The 21,332-nt window shown below is 72.0% G+C and carries 22 protein-coding genes and 1 pseudogene; 14 read left to right on the top strand and 9 right to left on the bottom strand.

Features of this window, described 5'->3' with window-relative positions; translation table 11 throughout:
* Nucleotides 1-9 precede the first annotated feature (9 nt).
* On the top strand, nt 10-2,325 hold the full coding sequence (locus ACH54P_RS46840; RefSeq protein WP_489909759.1) for an oxygenase MpaB family protein: 2,316 nt from the start codon (nt 10-12) through the stop codon (nt 2,323-2,325).
* Nucleotides 2,326-2,444: 119 nt separating this feature from the next.
* Here the strand turns inward: ACH54P_RS46840 and ACH54P_RS46835 are convergent, their stop codons facing one another.
* Nucleotides 2,445-3,509 (bottom strand): acyl-CoA dehydrogenase family protein, encoded by a 1,065-nt coding sequence (locus ACH54P_RS46835; protein ID WP_489909758.1) that lies wholly within the window; start codon nt 3,507-3,509, stop codon nt 2,445-2,447.
* A gap of 89 nt (nt 3,510-3,598) precedes the next feature.
* Here ACH54P_RS46835 and ACH54P_RS46830 point away from each other — a divergent pair, with 89 nt between their 5' ends.
* The 4 genes from ACH54P_RS46830 to trpA all read left to right on the top strand — a co-directional run bounded on the left by ACH54P_RS46830 (nt 3,599) and on the right by trpA (nt 7,239).
* Nucleotides 3,599-4,504: an AraC family transcriptional regulator gene (locus ACH54P_RS46830; protein ID WP_489909757.1), complete on the top strand. Its 906-nt coding sequence runs from the start codon at nt 3,599-3,601 to the stop codon at nt 4,502-4,504.
* Between the two features lie 451 nt (nt 4,505-4,955).
* Nucleotides 4,956-5,132, top strand: coding sequence for a tryptophan biosynthesis modulator TrpM (gene trpM / locus ACH54P_RS46825; protein WP_489909756.1), 177 nt, complete (start codon nt 4,956-4,958; stop codon nt 5,130-5,132).
* An 80-nt stretch (nt 5,133-5,212) separates the two neighbouring features.
* Complete coding sequence (gene trpB, locus ACH54P_RS46820) at nt 5,213-6,439, top strand: tryptophan synthase subunit beta (RefSeq protein ID WP_489909755.1); 1,227 nt, start codon at nt 5,213-5,215, stop codon at nt 6,437-6,439.
* A gap of 2 nt (nt 6,440-6,441) precedes the next feature.
* On the top strand, nt 6,442-7,239 hold the full coding sequence (trpA, locus tag ACH54P_RS46815) for a tryptophan synthase subunit alpha (RefSeq protein ID WP_489917036.1): 798 nt from the start codon (nt 6,442-6,444) through the stop codon (nt 7,237-7,239).
* Between the two features lie 41 nt (nt 7,240-7,280).
* Here the strand turns inward: trpA and ACH54P_RS46810 are convergent, their stop codons facing one another.
* Nucleotides 7,281-8,117, bottom strand: a complete 837-nt coding sequence (locus ACH54P_RS46810; RefSeq protein ID WP_489909753.1) for a helix-turn-helix transcriptional regulator — start codon at nt 8,115-8,117, stop codon at nt 7,281-7,283.
* Between the two features lie 100 nt (nt 8,118-8,217).
* On the opposite strand from ACH54P_RS46810, the gene ACH54P_RS46805 reads away from it, so the two are divergent.
* Nucleotides 8,218-9,177, top strand: coding sequence for an alpha/beta hydrolase family protein (locus ACH54P_RS46805; RefSeq protein WP_489909752.1), 960 nt, complete (start codon nt 8,218-8,220; stop codon nt 9,175-9,177).
* A gap of 38 nt (nt 9,178-9,215) precedes the next feature.
* Here ACH54P_RS46805 and ACH54P_RS46800 read toward each other — a convergent pair whose 3' ends face one another.
* The 3 genes from ACH54P_RS46800 to ACH54P_RS46790 are packed head-to-tail and all read right to left on the bottom strand — an operon-like array spanning nt 9,216 to nt 10,994.
* Nucleotides 9,216-10,175 (bottom strand): pyridoxal-phosphate dependent enzyme, encoded by a 960-nt coding sequence (locus tag ACH54P_RS46800; RefSeq protein WP_489909751.1) that lies wholly within the window; start codon nt 10,173-10,175, stop codon nt 9,216-9,218.
* Nucleotides 10,172-10,816: a helix-turn-helix transcriptional regulator gene (locus ACH54P_RS46795; RefSeq protein ID WP_489909750.1), complete on the bottom strand. Its 645-nt coding sequence runs from the start codon at nt 10,814-10,816 to the stop codon at nt 10,172-10,174. The genes ACH54P_RS46800 and ACH54P_RS46795 overlap by 4 nt, the downstream gene beginning before the upstream one ends.
* Nucleotides 10,803-10,994: a RidA family protein gene (locus ACH54P_RS46790; RefSeq protein WP_489909749.1), complete on the bottom strand. Its 192-nt coding sequence runs from the start codon at nt 10,992-10,994 to the stop codon at nt 10,803-10,805. The genes ACH54P_RS46795 and ACH54P_RS46790 overlap by 14 nt, the downstream gene beginning before the upstream one ends.
* A gap of 137 nt (nt 10,995-11,131) precedes the next feature.
* Here ACH54P_RS46790 and ACH54P_RS46785 point away from each other — a divergent pair, with 137 nt between their 5' ends.
* The gene (locus ACH54P_RS46785) at nt 11,132-11,503 is read left to right on the top strand and encodes a GNAT family N-acetyltransferase (RefSeq protein WP_489909748.1); all 372 of its coding nucleotides are present in this window, start codon (nt 11,132-11,134) and stop codon (nt 11,501-11,503) included.
* Between the two features lie 61 nt (nt 11,504-11,564).
* Here the strand turns inward: ACH54P_RS46785 and ACH54P_RS46780 are convergent, their stop codons facing one another.
* Nucleotides 11,565-12,176, bottom strand: a complete 612-nt coding sequence (locus ACH54P_RS46780) for a TetR/AcrR family transcriptional regulator (RefSeq protein ID WP_489909746.1) — start codon at nt 12,174-12,176, stop codon at nt 11,565-11,567.
* A 69-nt stretch (nt 12,177-12,245) separates the two neighbouring features.
* Between ACH54P_RS46780 and ACH54P_RS46775 the strand changes: the two genes are divergently transcribed.
* Genes ACH54P_RS46775 through ACH54P_RS46765 form a run of 3 tightly spaced genes read left to right on the top strand, consistent with a single transcriptional unit; the run spans nt 12,246 to nt 15,362 of the window.
* Complete coding sequence (locus ACH54P_RS46775; RefSeq protein WP_489917034.1) at nt 12,246-13,199, top strand: ketopantoate reductase family protein; 954 nt, start codon at nt 12,246-12,248, stop codon at nt 13,197-13,199.
* Nucleotides 13,144-15,096 carry a peptidoglycan-binding domain-containing protein gene (locus ACH54P_RS46770; RefSeq protein ID WP_489909745.1) on the top strand — a complete coding sequence of 651 codons (1,953 nt, stop codon included), beginning with the start codon at nt 13,144-13,146 and terminating at the stop codon, nt 15,094-15,096. The genes ACH54P_RS46775 and ACH54P_RS46770 overlap by 56 nt, the downstream gene beginning before the upstream one ends.
* On the top strand, nt 15,093-15,362 hold the full coding sequence (locus tag ACH54P_RS46765) for a hypothetical protein (protein WP_489909744.1): 270 nt from the start codon (nt 15,093-15,095) through the stop codon (nt 15,360-15,362). Before ACH54P_RS46770 ends, ACH54P_RS46765 begins: the two co-directional genes overlap by 4 nt.
* 64 nt (nt 15,363-15,426) lie before the next feature.
* On the opposite strand, the gene ACH54P_RS46760 is transcribed toward ACH54P_RS46765, so the two are convergent.
* Both ACH54P_RS46760 and ACH54P_RS46755 read right to left on the bottom strand, forming a co-directional pair.
* Complete coding sequence (locus ACH54P_RS46760) at nt 15,427-15,759, bottom strand: LysR substrate-binding domain-containing protein (protein ID WP_489909743.1); 333 nt, start codon at nt 15,757-15,759, stop codon at nt 15,427-15,429.
* 562 nt (nt 15,760-16,321) lie between these two features.
* Entirely contained in the window at nt 16,322-17,059 is a 738-nt protein-coding gene (locus tag ACH54P_RS46755) for an SDR family oxidoreductase (RefSeq protein WP_489909742.1), read from the bottom strand.
* Nucleotides 17,060-17,261: 202 nt separating this feature from the next.
* On the opposite strand from ACH54P_RS46755, the gene ACH54P_RS46750 reads away from it, so the two are divergent.
* The 3 genes and pseudogenes from ACH54P_RS46750 to ACH54P_RS46740 all read left to right on the top strand — a co-directional run bounded on the left by ACH54P_RS46750 (nt 17,262) and on the right by ACH54P_RS46740 (nt 19,278).
* On the top strand, nt 17,262-18,065 hold the full coding sequence (locus ACH54P_RS46750; protein WP_489909741.1) for an SDR family oxidoreductase: 804 nt from the start codon (nt 17,262-17,264) through the stop codon (nt 18,063-18,065).
* Nucleotides 18,066-18,111: 46 nt separating this feature from the next.
* Nucleotides 18,112-18,267 (top strand): annotated as a pseudogene (locus tag ACH54P_RS46745) (IS701 family transposase); the annotation flags it as partial.
* Nucleotides 18,268-18,387: 120 nt separating this feature from the next.
* On the top strand, nt 18,388-19,278 hold the full coding sequence (locus ACH54P_RS46740; protein WP_489909739.1) for a helix-turn-helix transcriptional regulator: 891 nt from the start codon (nt 18,388-18,390) through the stop codon (nt 19,276-19,278).
* A 133-nt stretch (nt 19,279-19,411) separates the two neighbouring features.
* Here ACH54P_RS46740 and ACH54P_RS46735 read toward each other — a convergent pair whose 3' ends face one another.
* On the bottom strand, nt 19,412-20,668 hold the full coding sequence (locus ACH54P_RS46735) for an alpha/beta hydrolase (RefSeq protein WP_489909738.1): 1,257 nt from the start codon (nt 20,666-20,668) through the stop codon (nt 19,412-19,414).
* 99 nt (nt 20,669-20,767) lie between these two features.
* On the opposite strand from ACH54P_RS46735, the gene ACH54P_RS46730 reads away from it, so the two are divergent.
* A complete protein-coding gene (locus tag ACH54P_RS46730; protein ID WP_489909737.1) occupies nt 20,768-21,205 on the top strand; it encodes a MarR family winged helix-turn-helix transcriptional regulator in 438 nt (145 codons plus the stop codon).
* The last annotated feature ends 127 nt before the right edge of the window (nt 21,206-21,332 follow it).

Raw genomic sequence — 21,332 nt, 5'->3', positions numbered from 1 at the left:
GGACTGAAAATGAGGCGCCCATATCGCTACGTCGCACTCTTCGATCGGGACCACCGGATCGGCAACCCGTTGCTGGTCCTGCGAATCGAAGGTTCCCACGAAGAGATGTACGTGCCCTCGCACGGCTGGGAGCGGGCCGATCCGCGGTGGCGCGAGTGGTTCGTGAACGTCCCGATCCCCGAAGTGCGCGCCCTCCGGCTGCTTCCCGAGCTGGCTCCGACGGGGCCGCTCGAGGACCGCGACCCGTACCCGCAGGCCCTCAGCCGAGACGCCGCCGAGGGCTTCGGAACGCAGTGGTTCTTCTACGCCGTCGAGACTCCGGAGCACCCGCTCGACGACCCGTCGACCATCGTGCGGCTGCACTACCCCAGCAAGTCCGAGTGGTCGTTCACGCCGAACCTCATGTGGGAGAAGGAGGCGGCGCCCGGCAGGCGGGTGCGGATCTCCGAGGAGGACCGCGACCGGCTGGAACAGGTTCTGATCCGCCGCAGGTTCGGGGACGAGGAGGTCCACCACTACGCGATCGTCAACCCGTTGTACCCCGACATCGAGCACCCGGCCGCGATCGCGCGAGAGGGGCCGGACGGCGCACAACGCTACGTCCAGGACGGCGAATGGGCCGCGACGGACGTCGTCGCCAAGGTCAGGTACGGGCTCCGCCACGGCACCCTGGTTCCGCTCACGAAGCAGGCGGCCACCGACCTGGCCGAGCGGTGGCGGCCGCACCCGGACAGCTCGCGGGTGCGGCACTACGCGTGGCTCGACACCGAGGGACAGCCGGCGGCGGTGATGCGCGCGTGGAACGAGGACGGCGGTGTGTACGAGCAGTCGTACGACGACGGCGTGTGGGGTCGCGGGACGAGGTGTGCCTTCACCGATCTCGCCGGACGCGTCGAGGTCGACCGCGCGACCGCCGAGCGGCTGGGGAAGATCCGCGACCGGCGGGAAAGCACGTACCAGCCCGAAGACGGGCGGTACAACTACTTCGCGATCGTCGAGAACGAGCGGGAAGACGTGTCGGCCGCGCACGGCCTCGTCCGCGCCTGGGGAGGAAGCCGGGGCACCTCGACCGAGGAGCTGTTCAACCCCCGGATCGACCGGTGGCGCTCGTGCATGACCCTGTACGAGATCCAGTCCGCCCGCGACGACTCCTACGCGATCCCGATCTCCGCCGAGGTCGCGGAGAACCTGCGGCACATCCTCCTGGACCGGATCGCGCCCGGATCCGGGGCGCCTCGCCTGCTCGGAACGTGGGCGGGCTTCGGGAAGGTGACCCTGGCGCCGGTCGACGACCGGGCGCTCGACTCGCTGCGCCGGGTCGGCGACCCGATGGCCGACGCCGCGGTCGCCGAGCTGGACGAGCTCGGCGACGTGGACCGGGTGAACGAGCTGCTGGCCGGGTTCCTGCACAACGGCGACGAGGTACCGGCAGGTCTGCCGCCGCTGCTGCACCGGTATTTCGCCGAGTCGGCCGAGCTGCCCGAGTGGGCGGATCGCGGGGTGATCGAGCGTGGGCAGGAGCTGTGGGACCGGTTCGCGCCGCACCTGGCGACGGTGCTGTGCGGCTACTCGCTTCCGGTCCGCTACGGCTCGGCTCGGCGTCTACGTCACCCGGCCCGGGGCATGGAGTCCCCGTGGCTGCTACGGGATGTCCTGACGGACGGCGGTCTGCTCGAGCCGGGCGGACGGGGCCTGCGGACGGTCCAGAAGATCCGGCTGCTGCACGCGACGACGCGGTTCGACTCGCGCTCCGGCGCGGAAGACGTGCCCGCCAACCAGGAGGACCTGGCCGCGACCGTGGGCACGTTGTCCGTTTGCCTGCCGCAGGGGCTGAGGAGGCTGTCCGTCGACCTGCCGGATCGCGACCGCGACGACTGCTTCCACATCTGGTCCGTGGTGGGCCACCTGCTGGGCATCGACCGGAGGTTGCTGCCGTCGGCTTACGACGACGCGGTCACGCTGACGGACACGATCTGGCGGCGCGGGCGTGCCGAGTCCCCGGCGGGCAAAGAACTCACGGCGGCGCTGGAACGGCGCTTCCGCGCTGCCCTGCCCAGCGAGCTGGGCGGGCTGTTCCCCGGTTTGGTCCGGACCCTCTGTGGCAACGACCTGGCGGATCTGCTCGGCGTCGAGCCCCTCGACCTCACCGCCTGGCTGGGTTTCATCGAGCCGGTCACCGCGCGAGCCGGTCTCCCCGCCGGCTCGATCACGGATGACCGCGTGTGGACGCGCACGTTGTCCGGGGTGGTCGGGGAAGCGCTGCTCAGCGCCGACCGGGAGGACGGAGTGCTGCCGATCCCTCCCCGGGGGCGGCCGCAAGGGTGAGTGGATGATCGCGATCGCGGCCGCCCTGGCGCCACGATGGGGCGATCAGCGGCTCCCTTGCGCCCGAAACGCCCAGCGGGCCCTCCTTGATCTGATCGCAGGGCGACTTCCGTCGGCGGTCACTGATCGGCCGGGACCAGCGCCGTGCCCAGGTTTTCCACCGCGAGGTACGGGTTGAGGTGCGGGTGCCTGCTGCCGACGGCGACGTCCCGCCAGAAGCGCTGCAGCACGTTCGACGTCGCGAAACCGCTCGCACCGTGCAGGTCGAGCATCCGCTCGACGGCGGCCCGGCAGTCCCGGCCGGCGTCCGCGAGCGCCATGCGCAGCCGGGGACCGTCCACGGCGGACAACTCGGTCGAGCTCGCCTCGCGGGCCACCTCGAGCATCGTCTTCCCGGCGCGGTCCACCAGGTAACCGGCCTCCGCCAGCCAATGGCGGGCCCCCGCCGACTCGCCCATGCGCGAGTACGCGGTCGTGAACGGTTTGCGGTCCGAGGCGAACATCGCGGTGACGGCGTCGAGCGCCCCCTGGGCGGCACCCACGACCGGACCGAGCACCGTGATGGCGTACAGCATCGCGTCTCCCGGGGGGAAGGGCGTCGCCGCCGCGATCCGGCCGGCCGGCACGAGGACGCCCTCCGCGACCAGGGTGTGGCTGCCGGTGCCGCGCATGCCCGCCATGTCCCAGGTCCGCTCGGCGACGAGGTCGGCCGTCGGCACCAGCGCGAAGGAGAACTCGCCGTCGACCAGCACCGCTAGCGTGGCCCAGACCGCGTCTTCACAGCCCGAGACGTTCGGCCAGCGGCCGGTGACGCGCACCCCGTCCGGCACCCGCTCCCCCCGCGCGCCGGGCACCCCCGAACCGCAGAAGAGCGCGTCCGGGTCGGCGAAGAAGTCCGGCGTCGCGGAACCGGTGAAGGTGCGGGCGGCGAGGTTCTTGGACGTGACGCAGGTCCCGGCGACCCACGCGGTGGACGGACAGGCCCGGCCGAGGCCGGTCAGCCGCCGCGCGACGGTCTCCGCGTCCGCCCATTCCCCGCCGTGCTCCCGCGGTGCCCGCCAGGCGAAGACGCCGTCCTCGCGCAGCGCGGCCAGGCCTTCGCCGGCCGGCCGCTCGTTCTGTTCCACTTTTCCGGCATGGGCGCGCAGGACGTCCGTGGTTCCGGCGTTCGCGTATTCGATCACTCCGTCGACTCAAGCACCGGGCGCGCGCGGCGTGCCATGCGCCGGCGGGACCGGTTCATACGCGGCTGTGCGCCGGTAACATCGCCGGCATGGACCTGATCAGCGAGGTGATCCGCACCGTGCGGGTCGGGAGCGCCGGCGCTCGCCTGATCAGGCAGCCACCTTCGGCGGGCCTCAGGTTCGCCGCGTTCGACGGCAGCGGGTTCCACATCATCACGCGCGGCACCTGCTGGCTGATCGGCCACGACGAGCCCGTTCCCCTGCGGCCGGGCGACATCGTGCTCACCTCGTCCGGTGCCGAGCACGGGCTCAGCCAGGCGCCCCGCGCGCTGGGTGACATCCCGCTCTTCGAGCCGGGCGCGCACCCGCGGGGCCCGGAGCCCGCGTCGTTCGAGTTCCTGTGCGGGGCCTACCGGCTCGACCACGGCCACGCACCCCAGTACCTGCGCGCGCTGCCGGACCTCATCGCGCTGTCGCCGGACTACGACCGCCACCCGGAGCTGCGGTCCCTGATCGACCTCCTCGTCGCCGACGTCTCCGCGGCCCGGCCGGGATCCGGCGCGACGCGGCGGGCGCTGCTGGACCTGATCCTCGTTCAGGTCCTCCGCCAGTGGCACGAGCGGGACACCGCGGCCGGGTGGCCGGAGGTCGCCCACCCCGGGATCGCGGCCGCGCTGCGCGAGATCCACGAAAACCCGCACCGGCCGTGGACGGTGGGCCGGCTCAGCGAGGTCGCGGGGATGCCCCGCACCGCCTTCTCCCGGCTGTTCACCACCGCGGTGGGCCGGCCGCCGATGAGCTACCTGACCGGCTGGCGGCTCGGCCGCGCCGCCCGGCTGCTCCGGGAAACCGACGCCGCGCTGGCGAGCATCGCCCCGAAGGTGGGCTACTCGACCGAGTTCGCCTTGTCGGCGGCCTTCCGCCGCGAGTACGGCGTGTCTCCGGGACGGTTCCGCAGTGCACCGCCCACCCGGACCGCCGCGGACGTTCACTGATCGTTCAGGAGCTGCTTGAGCTGCCTGCCGAACCCGTGCGGCGCGGACCGCATGCAGGTCACCGAGCAGGGTGCCGCCTCCGGTTCCGGCGTTGTCGACGATCGGGTCGACGTCGGCGACCACCCGGGCCGCGGCCACGACGGCGTCCGGATCGGCGATGTCGAGGGCGAGGACCTCGACGCCGTCGAGACCGACGGCCCCGGGACGGCGGGCGGTCGCGTGGACCCGGTTCCGCCGTGGAGCGGGGAAGTTCGTCCAGGTCCTCTACGCGGCCGGGCCGACGAGCAAAGCGGCATCGGCCGCCACCTCGCCGTCCAGCTCGGCGAGCGCGACCCGCTGCGAGTCCGGATCGACAACCTGACGAGGGCGCACGACCGGCTCGAGGAGCTGATCCGCCGGGTACCGGGATTCTCCCGCGACGTGCTCGGCGAGTGCGAGGTAAGCTGCCGACGTGCCCCTCACCGTCCGTTTCGCCCGTGGCCGCCGGCCGCGTGGCTGCCAGGCGCCCGCGCGGCGCGTGCGCGGACGCCGGGTGCGGTACGCGATCGGCTCCGAGGCGGGCCAGGTCGACGGGATGCGATGGCACCGTGCGCCGCGCGTCACGAGGGATCACCGCCAGGCCCGGTGATCCCGCGTGTTCGTGCGCTCCGGTGATCCCCGACCAGCCACGAACCACCCGGGACTCCCCCGGGTCAGGAGCACATCGCCATGCCAGACTTCTTCTTCCCGGCCGCGCCGGGAACCCTTCCCGACTCCGCGGGGTACTTCGGTGCCTTCGGCGGCCGGTTCGTCCCCCAGGCGCTCGTCGCCGCCGTCGACCAGGTCGCCGCCGAATACGAGCGCGCGAAAGACGATCCCGCCTTCGTCGCCCGGTTCGAGGACCTGCTCGCCCACTACGTCGGGCGCCCCAGCGCGCTCACCGAAGTCCCGCGCTTCGCCGGGCACGCCGGCGGCGCACGGGTCTTCCTCAAGCGCGAAGACCTCAACCACACCGGCTCCCACAAGGTCAACAACGCGCTCGGCCAGGCACTGCTGGCGCAGCGCATGGGCAAGACCCGCGTCATCGCCGAGACCGGGGCGGGCTCGCACGGCGTCGCGACCGCCACCGCGTGCGCGCTGACCGGCCTCGCCTGCACCGTCTACATGGGAGAGACGGACATGCGCCGCCAGGCGGTCAACGTGGCGCGGATGGAGCTGCTCGGCGCGACGGTCGTGCCGGTCACCTCCGGCTCCCGCACCCTCAAGGACGCCATCAACGAGACGTTCCGCGACTGGGTCGCCCACGTCGAGGACACGCACTACCTGTTCGGGACGGTCGCCGGGCCGCACCCGTTCCCCGCCATGATCCGCGACTTCCAGCGCGTCATCGGCGTCGAAGCCCGCCACCAGCTCCTCGCGCGGACCGGGCGGCTGCCGGACGCCGCAATCGCTTGCGTGGGCGGTGGTTCCAACGCGATCGGCCTGTTCCACGCGTTCCTCGACGACCCCGGCGTGCGCTTGATCGGCTGCGAAGCCGCCGGGCACGGGGTGCGCAGCGGGAAGCACGCGGCGTCGCTCTCGGCGGGCGAACCGGGTGTCCTGCACGGCTCCCGCTCGTACGTGCTGCAGGACGACGAAGGCCAGATCCTCGAGGCCTGGTCGATTTCGGCCGGGCTCGACTACCCCGGCGTCGGCCCCGAACACGCGCACCTGCACGACTCCGGCCGCGCCGAATACCGCCCGGTCACCGACGACGAGGCGATGCACGCGTTCCGGCTGCTCGCTGCGGCCGAAGGCATCGTCCCGGCGATCGAGAGCGCGCACGCGCTGGCCGGCGCCCTCGCGATCGGCGCCGAACTCGGCCCGGACGCCGTCCTGCTGGTGAACCTCTCCGGGCGCGGCGACAAGGACCTGGACACCGCCGCTGTCCACTTCGGACTGGAGGGCGCGCGATGAGCCTGCGCCTGCTCACCGAGACGCTCGGCCGGGCGAAGGCGGCCGGGAGGGCCGCCCTCGTCGCGTACCTGCCGGCCGGCTTCCCCACCGTCGACGGCGGGATCGCCGCGCTCCGGGCGACCCTCGACGCCGGCGCGGACATCGTCGAAGTCGGCCTGCCGCACAGCGATCCGGTGCTGGACGGCCCCGTCATCCAGACCGCCGACGACATCGCGCTGCGCGCCGGGGTCCGGATCGCGGACGTCCTGCGCACGGTGCGCGAGGTCCGCGCCGCCACGGGCAAGCCGGTACTGGTGATGTCCTACTGGAACCCGGTGACCCGGTACGGCGTCGAGCGGTTCGCGCGCGAGCTCGCCGCCGCCGGTGGTGCGGGCTGCGTGCTGCCGGACCTGCCGGTGGCCGAGTCGGCGTCCTGGCGGCGGCACGCCGCGGCGCACGAGCTGGCCACCGTGTTCGTGGTCGCGCCGAGCAGCACGGACGCGCAGCTGGCTGAGACTGCCGCCGCGGGCACGGGGTTCGTCTACGCGTCCGCGTTGATGGGCGTCACCGGGACGCGCGAGTCGGTGGACGAGGCCGCGGCCGTGTTGGTCCGTCGGCTCCGCGCGGTCACCGAGCTGCCGGTGTGCGTCGGTATGGGGATCGCGGACGCGCGCCAGGCCGCCGAGGTGGCCGGGTTCGCCGACGGCGTGATCGTCGGGTCGGCCTTGGTCGAGACGCTCCTCGGCGCACGCGATCAGGCCGAGGGCACGGCCGAGCTCGCAAGTCTCACCGCCCGGCTCGCGGCCGGCGTGCGCGCCTGAACCGGGTGGCCGGGCTCGCCGCGGCGGGCCCGGCCACCGGGTCACTCGGCCTCGAGGAACTGCTGGGTGCCGATCACGCGGAGCAGTTCGAGCTTCTCCGCGGCGTCCGTGCCCTCCAGCGGCAGGAGGATCCGGATCCTCAGCCCCGCCTCGGGCAGCACGAGCAGCCGGCACCGCAACCGGATCACCCCCACCGCGGGGTGGTGGACGTCCTTGAGGTCGGCGTGCCGGACGGCGACGTCGTGCCGCTCCCACAACGTGCGGAACTCCTCGCTGTGCGCGGCGAGGTCTTCGACCAGCCTCGTGATCTCGCCGTCCTCGCCGCGGCGGGAGTACGTGGCGCGAAGGTCGCTGACGTGAGCCGCCGACAGGCGCGCCCGATCGGCCTCCGGAACGTGGGCACGGGACTCTTCGCGGGTGAACCAGCGCCGGTAGACGTTGCCCGGGCGATGCTCGGTGCGGCACGCCACAGCGTCGTCGAGCGCATTGGTGTGGAGCACGTCTCCGACGTCGTTGTAGACGCACGTCGGCAGGCCGTCGAGGTGCGCGACGAGCTGACGAAGACCGGGGTCGAGGTGGCGTCCGACCTGACGCGGCGGGGTGGGCACGCCGGCGAGGCGGAACAGGTGGTCCTTCTCGTCGGGGGTGCACCGCAGCGCGCGAGCGAGGGCGGCCACCACCTGCTCCGAGGGGTTGGAGCCGCGAGCCTGCTCCAACCGGGCGTAGAAGTCGCTCGACAACCCCGCCAGCACCGCGACCTCCTCGCGCCGCAGGCCGGGTGTCCGGCGACGCACCGTTTCCGGCAGGCCCGCGTCCGACGGCGAGAGCCCTTCCCGCCGCCGGCGCAGGAATTCGGCGAGCCCGGTCCGGTCGATCACGGCTCCAGCATGCTCGCGTGGCCAGGCCGCGTCCAGGACCGGGTCGGTCCTGGATGGACCGGCCCTGCCTGCGCACGGTTTCCGGCCACAAGCTGGCCCCATGGACAACACCTACGTCCGGCTCGCCCGGCGCATCCCGGTTCCCGACGCGGTCCCGACCGTCTCGGTCAACCCCGTCACCCTGCCGGCACCCGGCCGTGGCCTCCCGCTGGAGCTGCGGGTCACGGCACCCCTGCGGGGTGACGCCCTGCCGATCGTGCTCCTGTCCCACGGCGGCGGCAGCTCGCACTACCTGAAGTCGAAGGACGGCTACGCGCCGCTCACCGACTTCTACGCGAGCCACGGGTTCGCCGTGCTCCAGCCGACCCACCTGAGCTCGCCCAGCGGCGGGCTCGGCCTCGACGAAACGGCGTCGGGCCACCCGCTGTTCTGGCGCTCGCGGATCGACGACTTCGTGCTGATCCTCGACCACCTGGCCGCCATCGAGGCCCAAGCGCCGGTCGTAGCCGGACGTCTCGACCCGGCGCGCGTCACCGCCGTCGGGCACTCCGCCGGCGGCAACACCGTCAGCGCGCTGCTCGGCGCGCGGGGCGGGGAAAACGCCCTCGACCTGCGTGACGCGCGCATCAAGGCCGGCGTGCTGCTCGCCTCGACCGGCAGCGCCGAGGGCATGACCGAAACCCTGCGCGCGCGGTACCCCGAACTCGAAACCGACTTCTCCCACCTGACCACGCGGACCTTGGTCGTCCACGGCGACGAAGACGGAAACCCCGTCGCCACCACCCGGGGCGCCGGCTGGCACGCCGAGCCCTACCACCTCAGCCCCGGCGCGGACGCGCTGCTGGTCCTGCCGGGTGCGAAGCACTACCTGGGCGGCATCATGGGCTACAGCCTCGCCGAGACCGACGACGAGGACCCCGAACGGCTGGCGGTCACCCAGCGCATGACGTGGGCCTACCTGTGGTCCGCGGTGCACGGCGGCGACCCGGCGTGGCAGCGGGCCACCGAAGCGATCCGGGCCACGCCTTCGCTCGGCCGGGTGCGGACCAAGCACCCGTGACGCCGCCCGAGTGCCTCCGCCGGGGCGGGCAGAGTGGGCTACGCGGCGATCAGTTCCGCGAAGCGCTCCGGACTGACGTTGCCGCCGCTGATGATCACCCCGACCCGCCCGGACCCGCGCACCTGCCCGCTGATCAGCGCGGCCAGGCCGGTCGCACCGCTGGGCTCGAGGACGAGCTTGAGGCGTTCGAAGGCGAACCGCATCGCCTCGCGCACGGCGTCGTCGGAGACCAGTGCGATGTCGTCGACGAGGTGCCGGTTGATCGAGAAGGTCAGCTCCCCCGGGATCGAGGCGGCTTGGCCGTCGGCGATGGTCCGCGGAACGGGGATCGACACGCGTTCGCCCGCCGCGAGCGAACGCTTGGTGTCGTCGCCGTCGGCCGGCTCGACGCCGACGACGCGGATGCCCGGCTCCAGGGTCTTCGCGGCGGTCGAGCTGCCGGCGATGAGACCGCCGCCGCCGACCGGCACGACCAGTGCGTCCAGCGAACCCGACTCTTCGAGCAGTTCCAGTGCCGCGGTGCCCTGGCCGGCGATCACGTGCGGGTGCTCGTACGGCGGGATCAGCGCCAGTCCCCGCTCGGCGGCCAGTGCCTCGCCGAGCGCGACCCGGTCGCCGGTGTAGCGGTCGTAGGTGACGATCTCGGCGCCGTACCCCCTGGTCGCGTCCACTTTGGACCGCGGGGTGTCTTCGGGGACCAGGATGACCGCACTGCTCCCGAGTTCCCGCGCGGCGAGCGCGACGGCTTGGGCGTGGTTGCCCGACGAGTACGCGGCGATGCCCTTGGCCAGCTGCTCCGGCGAGAGCCGGGAGGCGGCGTTGTACGCGCCGCGGAACTTGAAGGCCCCGATGCGCTGGAGGTTCTCGCACTTCAGGAACACTTCGGCGCCGACGAGCTCGTCGAGGGTCCGGGAGCGCACGACCGGCGTCCGGTGGGCGATCCCGGCCAGGCGGGCGGCGGCGTCGCGGATGTCGTCGAGGGTCACGGGCGGCGTCATGGTGCTCCTTGCTCACGGATTTCGGCGAGGTAGTTGTAGGCCGAAGCGCGGGAAATGCCGATCCGGGCGGCGACCTGGGGCACCGCCCGCCGGACGGCGAAGACGCCTCGCCGGTGCAGGCTGCGGAACAGGTCGAGGCGCTCGTCGCGGCTGAGCGCGGCCCAGGGCTTGTTCAGCCGCAGCTGGTGTTCGTCGACGATCGCGTCCACCACGGCGTCGACGTCGTCGCCGAACGTCGTGGTCGGCGTCTCCGCGGTGCTCCCGACATCGGCGAGTTCGCCGACCAGGGTCCGCAGCTGCCCCAGCGCCGTCACGTCGAGGTTCACGCACAGCGCGCCGAACACCGAGCCGCTGCTGTCGCGCAGCAGCATGGTCGAGGACTTCACGAGTTTCCCGGACGCCGTGCGGGTGACGTAGTTCAGCTGGTCCTCGGCGTCGTCCCCCCGCGCGAGCAGGCCCATGCCGATTTCGCTCATCGACCCGCCGACGCTGCGTTCGGTGACCGATCCGGCGATCGCCACCACCGACGTCTCCGGGCGGCGGAAGTCGTGGACGACGACTTCGCAGAACGAGCCCAGGGTCGCCGCGATGCCGTCGGCGACCGGGGCGAGCGCCGCGAGGATCGCGTCACGCTCGGACATCGCGCACCCGGGCGAGGGCTTCGACTTCGACGACACCGCCGTAGGGCAGCGACGCCACCCCGACACAGCTGCGAGCCGGCCGGAGCTCGGCGAAGAACTCTTCGTAGACGCGGTTGAGGCCGTCGCGGTCGGCGATGTCGGTCAGGTAGGCGACGGGATACGGGTGTTCGGTGCTCACCGGACTGACTGTACAAGTGATGGACAAAGAGTCCAGATGGTCTCCGTCACGGCCTGCCGGTCCAGCGTCCCGGCGGATCCGGACCGCGTCGGCCGAACCCGCCCGGCTCCTCGACGTGGGGCCGGCGCGGCCCGACAATGCCAGGCGGCCGGGCACAGGGGTGGTGCCAATACGGCAGTCCCGAGGAACTGCCGGCCATCAAGCACAAGCGCGAGTACGACAAAGACGCACCTCCACGCCCGGATTGGCGGATCACCTGTTTCTACGTCGATCCGAAGCATCGCGGCCGGGGCGTCGCACGGACGGCGCTGGAGGGCGCACTTGGCCGGATCTCCCGGGCCGGGGGCGGTCTCGTCGAGGCCATCTCCGAGGTGACCGCCGGCCGCCAGGCGCCGGGCCGGTTCCTGTTCAGCGCGACCGTTGAACTGTTCGGCGAGTTCGGCTTCACCCGCCTGCGGCAGGTGGGCAAGCGCGCCTGGATCGTCAGCCGGGTGATCGATCCGGCATGAGGAGGCGTGACACCCTCCCCTCCCGGTCGGAGTGCGGGAGCCGCCGGCGGAAGCGGGGACTTCACCGACGTGCTCGTGCGGGCTCGGCGCCCGGCGAAGACCGGCGCAGCCCGTCGAGCACGAGGGTGATCACGTCGTCGGCCTCGGCTCGCCAGTCCGGGCGGTCGTGCGCCGCGCCGATGCCGTGCAGGGCCATCATCACGGCACCGGCACCCACGTCGTCGCGGATGGTGCCGTCCTGCACTGCGGCGGCCACCAGGTCGGTGACCACCTGCTCCAGCGCCCGGCTGCCTTCGGCGAGGGCACCCGACCCGGTGGCCATGAGCGTCGCCAGCGTCCGGGCGAGGCCCTGGTACGTGGCGATGTAGCCGACCATGCCACGCAGGAAGCTCGCCAAGGCCTCGGCCGCGGGCAGGGCGGCCTGCAGCTCCCGAGCACGGTCGCAGAGCGTCGCGACTTCCTCGTGGTAGACGGCCTCGGCCAGCGCTTCCCGGGTCGGGAAGTGGCGGTACAGCGTGCCGGTTCCCACGCCGGCCAGGCGGGCGAAATCGTCGAAGCGCAGGTCGTAGAAATCCCCGGCGTCGAAGATCTCCCGAGCTTTGGCCAGCACCGCCTCGCGGTTGCGCCGGGCGTCGGCGCGCAGCGGCTTGCCCGCACTGTCTCGCGTTGACAACCGGGGCCCGCCTCCCTACGTTGAAAAATGGAGATGACCTCCAGTTTCATCATAGCCTACGGGGTGCGCGTGAAGATCCTCATGTTCGGCCGGGGCGTCATCGCCACGGTCTACGGCTGGGCACTGGAACAGGCCGGGCACGACGTCGAGTTCTACGTCCGGCCGGGCCGCGCGGCGGCCCACGGCGACGCGATCGAACTCGACCTGCTCGACGCGCGGAGGCGGATCCGGGGGCAGCGCGTGGTCCGGACGTGGCCGGTGCGCTACCGCGAGGAGCTGGCGCCGGACCACGATTTCGACCTGATCGTGCTGAGCGTGCCGCACCACCGCCTCACCGAGGCCGCGGCTTTTCTCGCACCGCGCGTCGGCAACGCCACGGTGCTGGTGTTCGGCAACATCTGGGCCGAGCCGCTGGCCGCGATCGGCGCACTGCCCGTCGACCGGGTCGCGTGGGGCTTCCCCCAAGCCGGCGGCGGCTTCGGCGCGGACGGCGTACTCCGCGGGGCTCTGCTGCCCCAGGTCGTCTTCGGCACTCTCGACCGGCCACCGGACGAGCGTGCGCTGGCCGTGCGCCGGGCTTTTCGCGCGGCCGGGTTCCGGGTGCGGGAGCGGCCGGATTTCCGTAGCTGGCTGTGGATCCACTTCGTGGCGAACGCGGGTCTGCACTCCCAGGGCGTGCGGCTGGGCTCGCTGGCCGACCTCGCCGGCGCCACGGGAAACCTGCGCGAGGCGCTGCTGACCAGTCGCGAGCTGCTGCCACTGCTCGAGGCACGCGGGGTCGACCTGCGACGTCACCGTCGCGGGGTGCTGGGATTCCGTGCGCCGACCTGGCTGACGGCTCCCGCGCTCGCCTGGCTGACCGCTCATGTCGCGCTGGTGCGCGTGAATTTCGCGGCACACTCCGATCCCGACGCCGAGGAACCGCGCGAGATCTGCCGGGACACCCTCGCGGAAGCACGGCGGTGGGGTGTCGCGGTGCCGCGACTGGAAGCGGCGGAACCGAGCTTCGCCAGAAAGAAGTGACGCTGCAGCGCCACTCGTCCCTTCGGGCGGAAAAGACTGCCCCGGTGGCCCGCTGCCCGGGTTCTACACTCGAAATATGCGCGAATTCCGGGAGCGGCTTGTTTCCGGGGCCCGCGCGGGTCCCTCGCCCGTCCGCAGGCCGGAGGTCGCCGGGTTTCTGTCGGCAGGAAACCAGGCAGTGGCCAGGCTTCTGGCGGCTGACCCCCGTGCCCTGCGCAGAGGCAGCCGCGGCGACGACGTCGCCCGCGTCCAGGACCGGCTCAACGCTCACGGAGCCGCGCCGCCCCTGGCCGCGGACAAGGTTTTCGGACCCTTGACCGACGTTGCCGCCCGGCATTACCAGCGCGGGCACGCGTTGACCGCCGACGGTGTGGTCGGGCCGCGCACGCTGGCGTCGTTGACCGGTCCGGTGACCGTCGGGACGGCCGGCGGTCAGGTGCCCGGCGGCGCGCTGCCACCGCCGCAGGGGCAAGCCCTGCGGTATGACGACGCCGGGTACACCATCACGCCACCTCCACCCCTGCCGGCGCTGGCCCCGGCGGATCGAGCCAAGGAAATCGAGCGCCGGATCGCGTTCCTGTTCACGCAGATCCAGGCCAAGCAGACGCGGAAGCCACCCGAACTGGGCCCTACGGTGTCGGTCGCCGGTGTCGCCCGGCGCTCGGCGCAGGAACTGTTCCTGTGGAACATCCTGTTCCAGCTGGGTCAGCGGTCCCGGTGGGCGACGGAGGCCGACCTCGTCACAGCCATCGACTTCGCCCCGGGCGCGGTCGGGCGCGTCACCGTGCGGATCGACGCGTCGGGCAACGCGACCGTCACGCTCGTCGCGGCCGGTCCGGTGCCGGCGGCTCCCGGTTTTCCGGACCGGGCGGCGGCCGAGGTGGCGTTGAAGGGCGCGTTCGGATTCTCCTCGGTGCAGGACGGGTCGGCGCCGTGGACGCTCGCCGAGCTGGCCAAGGTCCACAGCGCGCTGCAGCGAACGCCGGCGGCGGACCGGTCCGCACTGGACGGCGTCGATCTGGTCCGGGAGCACACCATCATCGTCAACGGCAGCCCCGCTGCAGGGCGATTCGAGCACAAGACGAGTCTCGCGTCCGGCGCGACAACGGCGACACGCTCGGCGACGCTCGCGATCGCCGACTCCGCGTTCGCACAGGACACCCTGTCGTTCATCGGCGATGGCGGAGCCGGCGCGCCCGCGAGCGCCATGACGATCCTGCACGAGGCCGGGCACGCCGTGGAGACGAAAAAGGTGCGCGACGCGACGTTCGCCAGGATGCAGGAGGAGGGCCGCTTCAACGCGGCGACCGACGTCTTGAACACGGCGATCACCACCACCAACACGGCGGGCACCGCGGCGGTGGCTAAGATGGACACCTATCCGCCGGCCCAGCAACAGCAGGCGAAGGCGTTCCTCCGGGCGGTCAACCGTTATTCGACGGCACTGGACCACATCGGACGCAACCACGATCCCGCCGACAACCCCGGTCTGGAGACCGCCGCCCTCGCCGCCCGTGCGGCCAGGGACCGGGCGCACGCGGCATTGCCCGCACGGCACCCGGCGCGCGCCGACTTCGCGTCCACGATCGCCGGCCAGAACAGCTGGCACGCGGCCGCTCGCGCACGCGCGCAGATCAACGCCGAGGTCCACCGGCGCAAGGCCGACGAGGCGGCGGCGCAGGGCACCGGCCGGTCAAGACGACTGGACGGCTTCGTCGCGGTGGTGAACGCCAACAACATTCCTCCGCTGACCGCCTACGCGGCCCGGAACTGGCCAGGCCACCCGGAGGAGTTCTTCGCCGAGGCCCACTCACTGTGGCTCAACGACCGCGCCTACCTGCAAACCAACGCCCCGGCCCTGGTGACGTGGTTCGACGGAGGAGGACACCGGACATGACCCACGCCCTCTACCGGCTCGTCGCGCCGGTCTGCTCGACCGGCCTGCCCGCCGGTTTCGCCGAAGCCTCGGCGACGTTCGACGAGGCGGTGGCGGCACACGGCCAGGGCGACGACCACACCGCAGCCACAGCCTTCCTCCAGGCGGCTTCGCTCCTGGCGGCCGACGAACCCGGATTCGCGGCCGGCCGCACCGTCGCCTACCGCAACGCGATGCTGACGTTGCACCGGCTGGTCGACGCCTCCGTCCGGCCGCTCGACCGGTGAACCTCTTCATCTTGCGGGAGACGGCGAAAGCCCTCGGATAACCGGGCTCGAAGGGAAACGGGACCTATCGTTCCGCCCGCTTGCGTTCGGCGGTGCGGCGCAGCGCGGCGAGGGCCGTCTGCTGCAGGGGCGAGAAGTACTTGGCGCTGCGGTGGTAGAGGCCGATTCCTTCGACCAGCGTGGCGTCGCGGATCGCCACGGTGCGCAGGCGCCCCGCCGCCACGTCGTCCTCCACGCAGTACAGGGGTGCCAAGCCGACCCAGGCGTTGACCGCGACCGCGCGCTTGATCGCTTCGGCGTGGCCGAGCCGGATGACGGCCGGGAGCTCGGGCATCCCGTGCTCCCGGAGCTGGTCGACCAGCATCCGGTGGAACGCGACGTTCTTCGGGACCCCCACCAGGGGAGCGCCATGACTTCGGCCAGGTCCACCACGTCGGCGTCCGGCGGACCCGCCGGGGCGGCGACGAGCACGAGGGGCACTTCCCAGAGCTTCTCCGCCTGCAGGGTGTCCGGGACCGGATCGCCGAGCCAGGTGATCACCGCGAAGCCGGCCGCGAGCTCGTCGACGTCCCGCTGCACCTGGACGCTGCCCGCCGGCACCTCCTTGGCCCCCAGGTAGAACCGCTCGCCGGCTTCGGTGAGCGCGCGTGACGCCGCCCTCGTCGACCACGAGGCAGAACACCTCGAGACGGCGCAGCGGCACGCGGGAGTCCACGAGCCGGACGCTGGTCCCCGCCGCGCACGTCACGCTGCACCGGGACGCGACCGCCACCGAGGAGGAGATCATCGCCCACGTGCAGGCCCGGCTCGCCCGCTTCAAGCCCCGAAGCCGGTCACCTTCGGCGAGCTCCCGAAAACCTCGACCGGGAAGATCCGGAAGTACCTGCTTCGCGAGGAGGCGTGGGCCGGAACCGAGCGGCGGATCGGTTGAGAAGCCGCCCTCGGAGCTCCGCTCGCTTTCAGCCTTGCCGGGTGGGCCGGATGGTCAGGTCGCCGATCTCGACGTCGTCCGGCTGCTCGATGGCGAACGCGACGGCGCGCGCGACGGCGTCGGGGCTGATGCCGAGCGTCGCCATCGCCTGCTGGGCCTGCTCGCGCTGCGCGGGGTCCTCGACGTAGTCGACGAGTTCGGTGCGCACGAACCCCGGCGAGATGGACGTCGTGCGCAGGACACCGTCGGTCGACTCCTGCCGCAGCGCCTCCAGCAGCGTGCGCACGGCGTTCTTGGTCCCCGCGTAGACGGCTTGCGTCGGGACGATCTTCAGTCCCGACGTCGAGACAGTCGTGACGAAGTGACCGCGGCCCTGCGCGCGGAACACCGGGAGCGCGGCGGCGATGCCGTGCAGCACGCCGCGGAGGTTGACGTCGATCATCGCGTCCCAGGCGTCGACGTCCAGGTCGGCCACCGGCGCGATCCGGGCGACGCCGGCGTTGCCGACCAGGACGTCGAGACGGCCGAAGCGGTCGACGGCGAGCGCCACGAGCCGCTCGAGGTCGGCGCGCCGCGTCACGTCGACGTCCAGCACTTCCGCGCGGCCGCCGTCCTCGCGGATCTTGTGCGCGAGCGCTTCCAGCCGGTCGGTGCGCCGGGCGCCGAGCACGACCGCAGCGCCGCGGGAGGCCAGCTCCACAGCGGTCGCTTCGCCGATCCCGCTGCTCGCGCCGGTGATCGCGACGACCTTGTCCAGTCCGTTCAACGTGCTGCCTCCACCAAGCCGACAAGTGTCCGGGTGGCTCCGATCGTACCGGACACTTGTCCGCTTATCCGAGGAGGGTGCAGCGGCGCTGGGGTACGCAGCAGGCAAGGGAGCTCTCCCAGTACCTGGATCACCAGGGTCTCCCGGACGTCCGGGACGCCTGTCAACCTGGTCGAGCACTATGGACAAACGATGGAGACCCATGGCGGACAACCAATTCACCACTCACGCGGACCTTTTCGACCTGAGCGGGAAGCACGCACTTGTCACTGGCGGCACCAGGGGCATCGGAATGATGATGGCGCGCGGCCTTCTGCAGGCGGGCGCCCGCGTCATCATCAGCTCACGCAAGGCAGACGCGTGCGCGGAGGCACAGCGTCTGTTGTCCGAATTCGGCGACGTTCAAGCCTTTCCCGCCGACCTGTCCAGGCACGACGAGTGTCTGCGCCTCGCCGATCTTGTCGAGGGCGGCTCGGACCGCCTGGACATCCTCGTCAACAACGCGGGAGCGATGTGGCGCGAGCCGCTGGAGACGTTCCCGGACGAGGCCTGGGACGCAGTGATCGACCTCAACCTCAAGTCGCCGTTCTGGCTGGTGCAGGCGCTGCTGCCCGCACTTCGCCGGGCGGGCACCGCCGATGATCCCGCGCGGGTCGTCAACATCGGCAGTATCGCCGCCATCCACGTCGCCGAGTCGCCCAACTATTCGTACGCCGGCAGCAAAGCGGCACTCCACCAACTCACCAGAGTGCTCGCCCGGGAACTGGGCCCGCAGCACGTCACGGTGAACGCGGTGGCCCCCGGACCGTTCCCGTCGCAGATGATGGCGTCCACGCTCGAGGCCATCGGCGACACGATCGCGGCGAAGGCCCCTCTGCGCCGGCTCGGCCGCGACGACGACATGGCAGGTATCGCCGTGTTCCTCGCCAGCCGGGCCGGAGCCTACCTCACGGGCACCATCATCCCGATCGACGGCGGCATCGCCACGACCGCAACAGGTACCTAGGCGTCGTCGCGAGCCTTCGCCGGCCGATGGTGCGTGATCTCCGGATGTGGTGGCCTCGGAGGGGGAGGCCTTGGCGGGCCGGTGCGGGCGGGCTGAGCCGCGGCGCCGGGTGCGGGAGCACGTCTCCGGGCCGGCGGGGTTGCCGCGGTCGAGCGGAAGAACCCTGGCCGAACAGGCCGGGGAGCTCTCCCCGGACGGGATGCCGACACCCGCGCCGCGGTCGCCCGCAGACGACTGCCGCGTGTGAGGGCGTGCACAAGTCCCGGGGGGGGGGGACCAGCAGAACCTCCCTTCGCCCGCGGACAGGATCTATCGTGAAGGGGTGACCATGATCGATCTGCGCACCGAGATCAAGGAATTCCTGAGCTCGCGTCGCGCGCGGATCACGCCCGAGCGGGCCGGGCTGCCCGCCTACGGCGGCAACCGCCGGGTCAAAGGTCTGCGTCGCGAAGAGGTGGCTCTCCTGGCAGGGGTATCGGTCGACTACTACGTGCGCATGGAGCGCGGCAGCCTCACCGGCGCCTCCGACGGGGTGCTCGACGCGCTGGCCTCCGCCTTGCACCTTGACGAGGCCGAGCGCGATCACCTGTTCCACCTCGCGCGGCAGTCCAGGGCGCCCGGCGGTCCACGCCGCCGGCGACCCGCCGTGACGGTGCGTCCGGCGCTTCAGCAGGTGCTCGACGCCCTCACCGATGCGCCGGCTTGGATTTGCAACGGCCGTTATGACGTCCTGGCCGTGAATCACCTCGCCCGCGCGCTGTATTCACCGGTGCTGGCCGACACGCGACGCCCGGCGAACACCGCGCGGTTCGTGTACCTGGATCCCGAAGCGGCAAAGGCGTTCTTCGTCGACTATGACCGGATCGTCGGCGATGTGGCCGCGAAGCTACGCATGGAAGCCGGCCGCAATCCGCACGACGAGGAGCTGATCGCCCTGGTCGGCGAATTGTCGACACGCAGTGAACTGTTCCGGCAGCGGTGGGCGTCTCAGGACGTCCGGCACCACCGGTCCGGACGCAAGCGTTTGCACCACCCGGTGGTGGGCCGGCTCGACCTGGACGTCGAGTCGATGGAGCTGCCCGCCGAACCCGGCCTGCTCCTGAACGTCTACACCGCGCCCGCCGGCACGCCGGCCGCGGACGGTCTGGCCCTGTTGGCGTCGTGGGCGGCCGGCCAGGAGAGGCCAGCGCCCGAGATTCGAGCACTCAGCTGACATTCCGACCGTTCCCGTCCGTCCGGGTCGGCGCTGAACGATCGGCGATCCCAGCCGCTGCCTGCGGGCGGGGAATCCGGCCCCGTGGCCGGCAGCCCCGGGTCCGGCCTGTCCGCCGTCGGCCGCCGGAGGTTCAGCTTCGGGCGGCCGCCAGTGCGACCGGACTGGCACCGAGCCACCAGCGGGGGTCGGCCGTTCCTTCGGTCGTGCGGCCGTCGCGGTGGACGAAGAACCGCTCGTCCCGCCCGGGCGCGCCGAACTCCCCGTCCAGTGCCCGCGTCAGCCACTCCGCACCGAACGCGAACACCTCGGCCGCCGTTCCGCCCAGCGGGTGGAACTCGTCCTCGTAAACGCGCATCTCTTTGGGAGCACGGATCTTTTCGTAGGTCTCGAGGGCGCTCTCCACCGGTGTCAGCTCGTCGAACTCGCCGATGCCGAGCAACACCGGAGTCCGGATGCCGGTGACGAGCCGCCCCAGCGGCATCCGTTCCTTGAGGTCGCGGTCGAACGCCGCTTCGTCGGTGTAACCCGCCATGTACATGTAATTGCTCTTGAAACCCGGCTGCGCCCGCTCGAAAATCGTCTCGAAATCACCGGACACCGCTTCGAAAGCCGCGACCGCGCTCAGCCGCGTGTCCGGCGCGGCGGCGGCACGCAGCGACCAGTAGCCGCTCATGCTGATGCCGAACACGCCGATCCGGTTTTCGTCCACTTCGGGCAGACCGGCGAGGTAGCCGGCGTAGGTCTCCAGGGCCCGTTCGTAGTTGTCCAGGGTCACCGTCAACCCGCGCGCCCGGGTCTCCCCCTGGCCCGGCCCTTCGATCGACAGCGCCACCACCCCGCGCGAGGTGTAATAGCGCTCCGCGGCATGGATGTAATCCTCCTTGATCATGTCCATGCCGGGACCGAGGATCACCGCCGGCGCACCGGCGACCGGGTGCGCCGGCAGGTGGAGCAGCGCGAAGATCTTCTCCCCTTCGAAGTCCAGCTCGACCCGGCGCACCGTGTCACCGCGCAGCTCACCCAGCCGGGCCACGCAGTGGTCGCAGCGCTCGCGGAACTTCGCCTTGCGCCCGTCGCCGGAGTCGAAGATCGAGTACTGCGCCCGCCCGTACATCACGGCGGCCCGCAGGTACAGGTCCGACGCCGTCCGGCGGTAGCCCAGGCGCTCGTGGTGCGCGGCCCGCTCTTCGGCCTGGCCGGCGACGGTGGCCCAGGCCTTCGGCAGCATCGCGCCGGCGCGCACCATGGCGAACACCTTGTCGAAGTCGGTGTGGTCGTGCCCGAGTTGCTCGAGCGTGCCCTTGCCCTCGGGGTGCAGCGCGTCGAAGCCGCCCTGCGCCAGCGCGATGTCGAGGGCCCAGCGCTGCCCGGTCGAACGTGTCGTCATGATCGCCTCCTCAATTCACTAAGTACTTAGCTAATATGGCACGGCTACACTTCGCCCGGCAAGCGATGAGGCCGGGACCACACCGACGAGGGCGGAGAGATGAGCGACGAGGCGATCGCCGGGCTGGCGCGAGCCGCCTACCGGCTCAGCGCCGCCGATTCCCGGCTACGCGGCCGGGCCACCCGCGACGCCGAAGCCCTCTCGCTCGCCCACGCCCGCGCCCTGAAGAGCCTGGCCGAGCACGGCCCGATGACGGTCAACCAGCTCGCCGACCACGTGGAGACCACGGGGGCGGCGGTCACCCAGCTGGTCACCGGCTTGGTCACCGCCGGCTACGTCAGCCGCGAACGCGCCGCCTCCGGCGACCGCCGCACGTCGATCGTCGCCCTGACCGGCAAAGGCCTTCGCCGCCACGAGGAACGAGAGCAGATCCTCACCGCCGGCCTCCGCGAGCTGACCCGCGACTTGGACCGGCAAACGATCGAGGCCGCCGGCACCGTCCTGACCCGGCTGGCCTCGCTCTACGACCGCCTCTGACGTCCTGAGCAGGGCGCCCGGAGAAGTCGACGCGTTCCGCCGGACTGCCAGGCCTGCACCGCGGTCTGTTCCCGCTCGCCCCTGCTGGGATTGCGCCTGTTGGACGACCGTGCCGCGCGCGAAGCAA

The organism is Amycolatopsis sp. N2S4-7, from assembly GCF_058119595.1.
The sequence above is the reverse complement of the archived record's forward strand: the minus strand, read 5'-3'. Positions and strand labels throughout refer to the sequence as shown.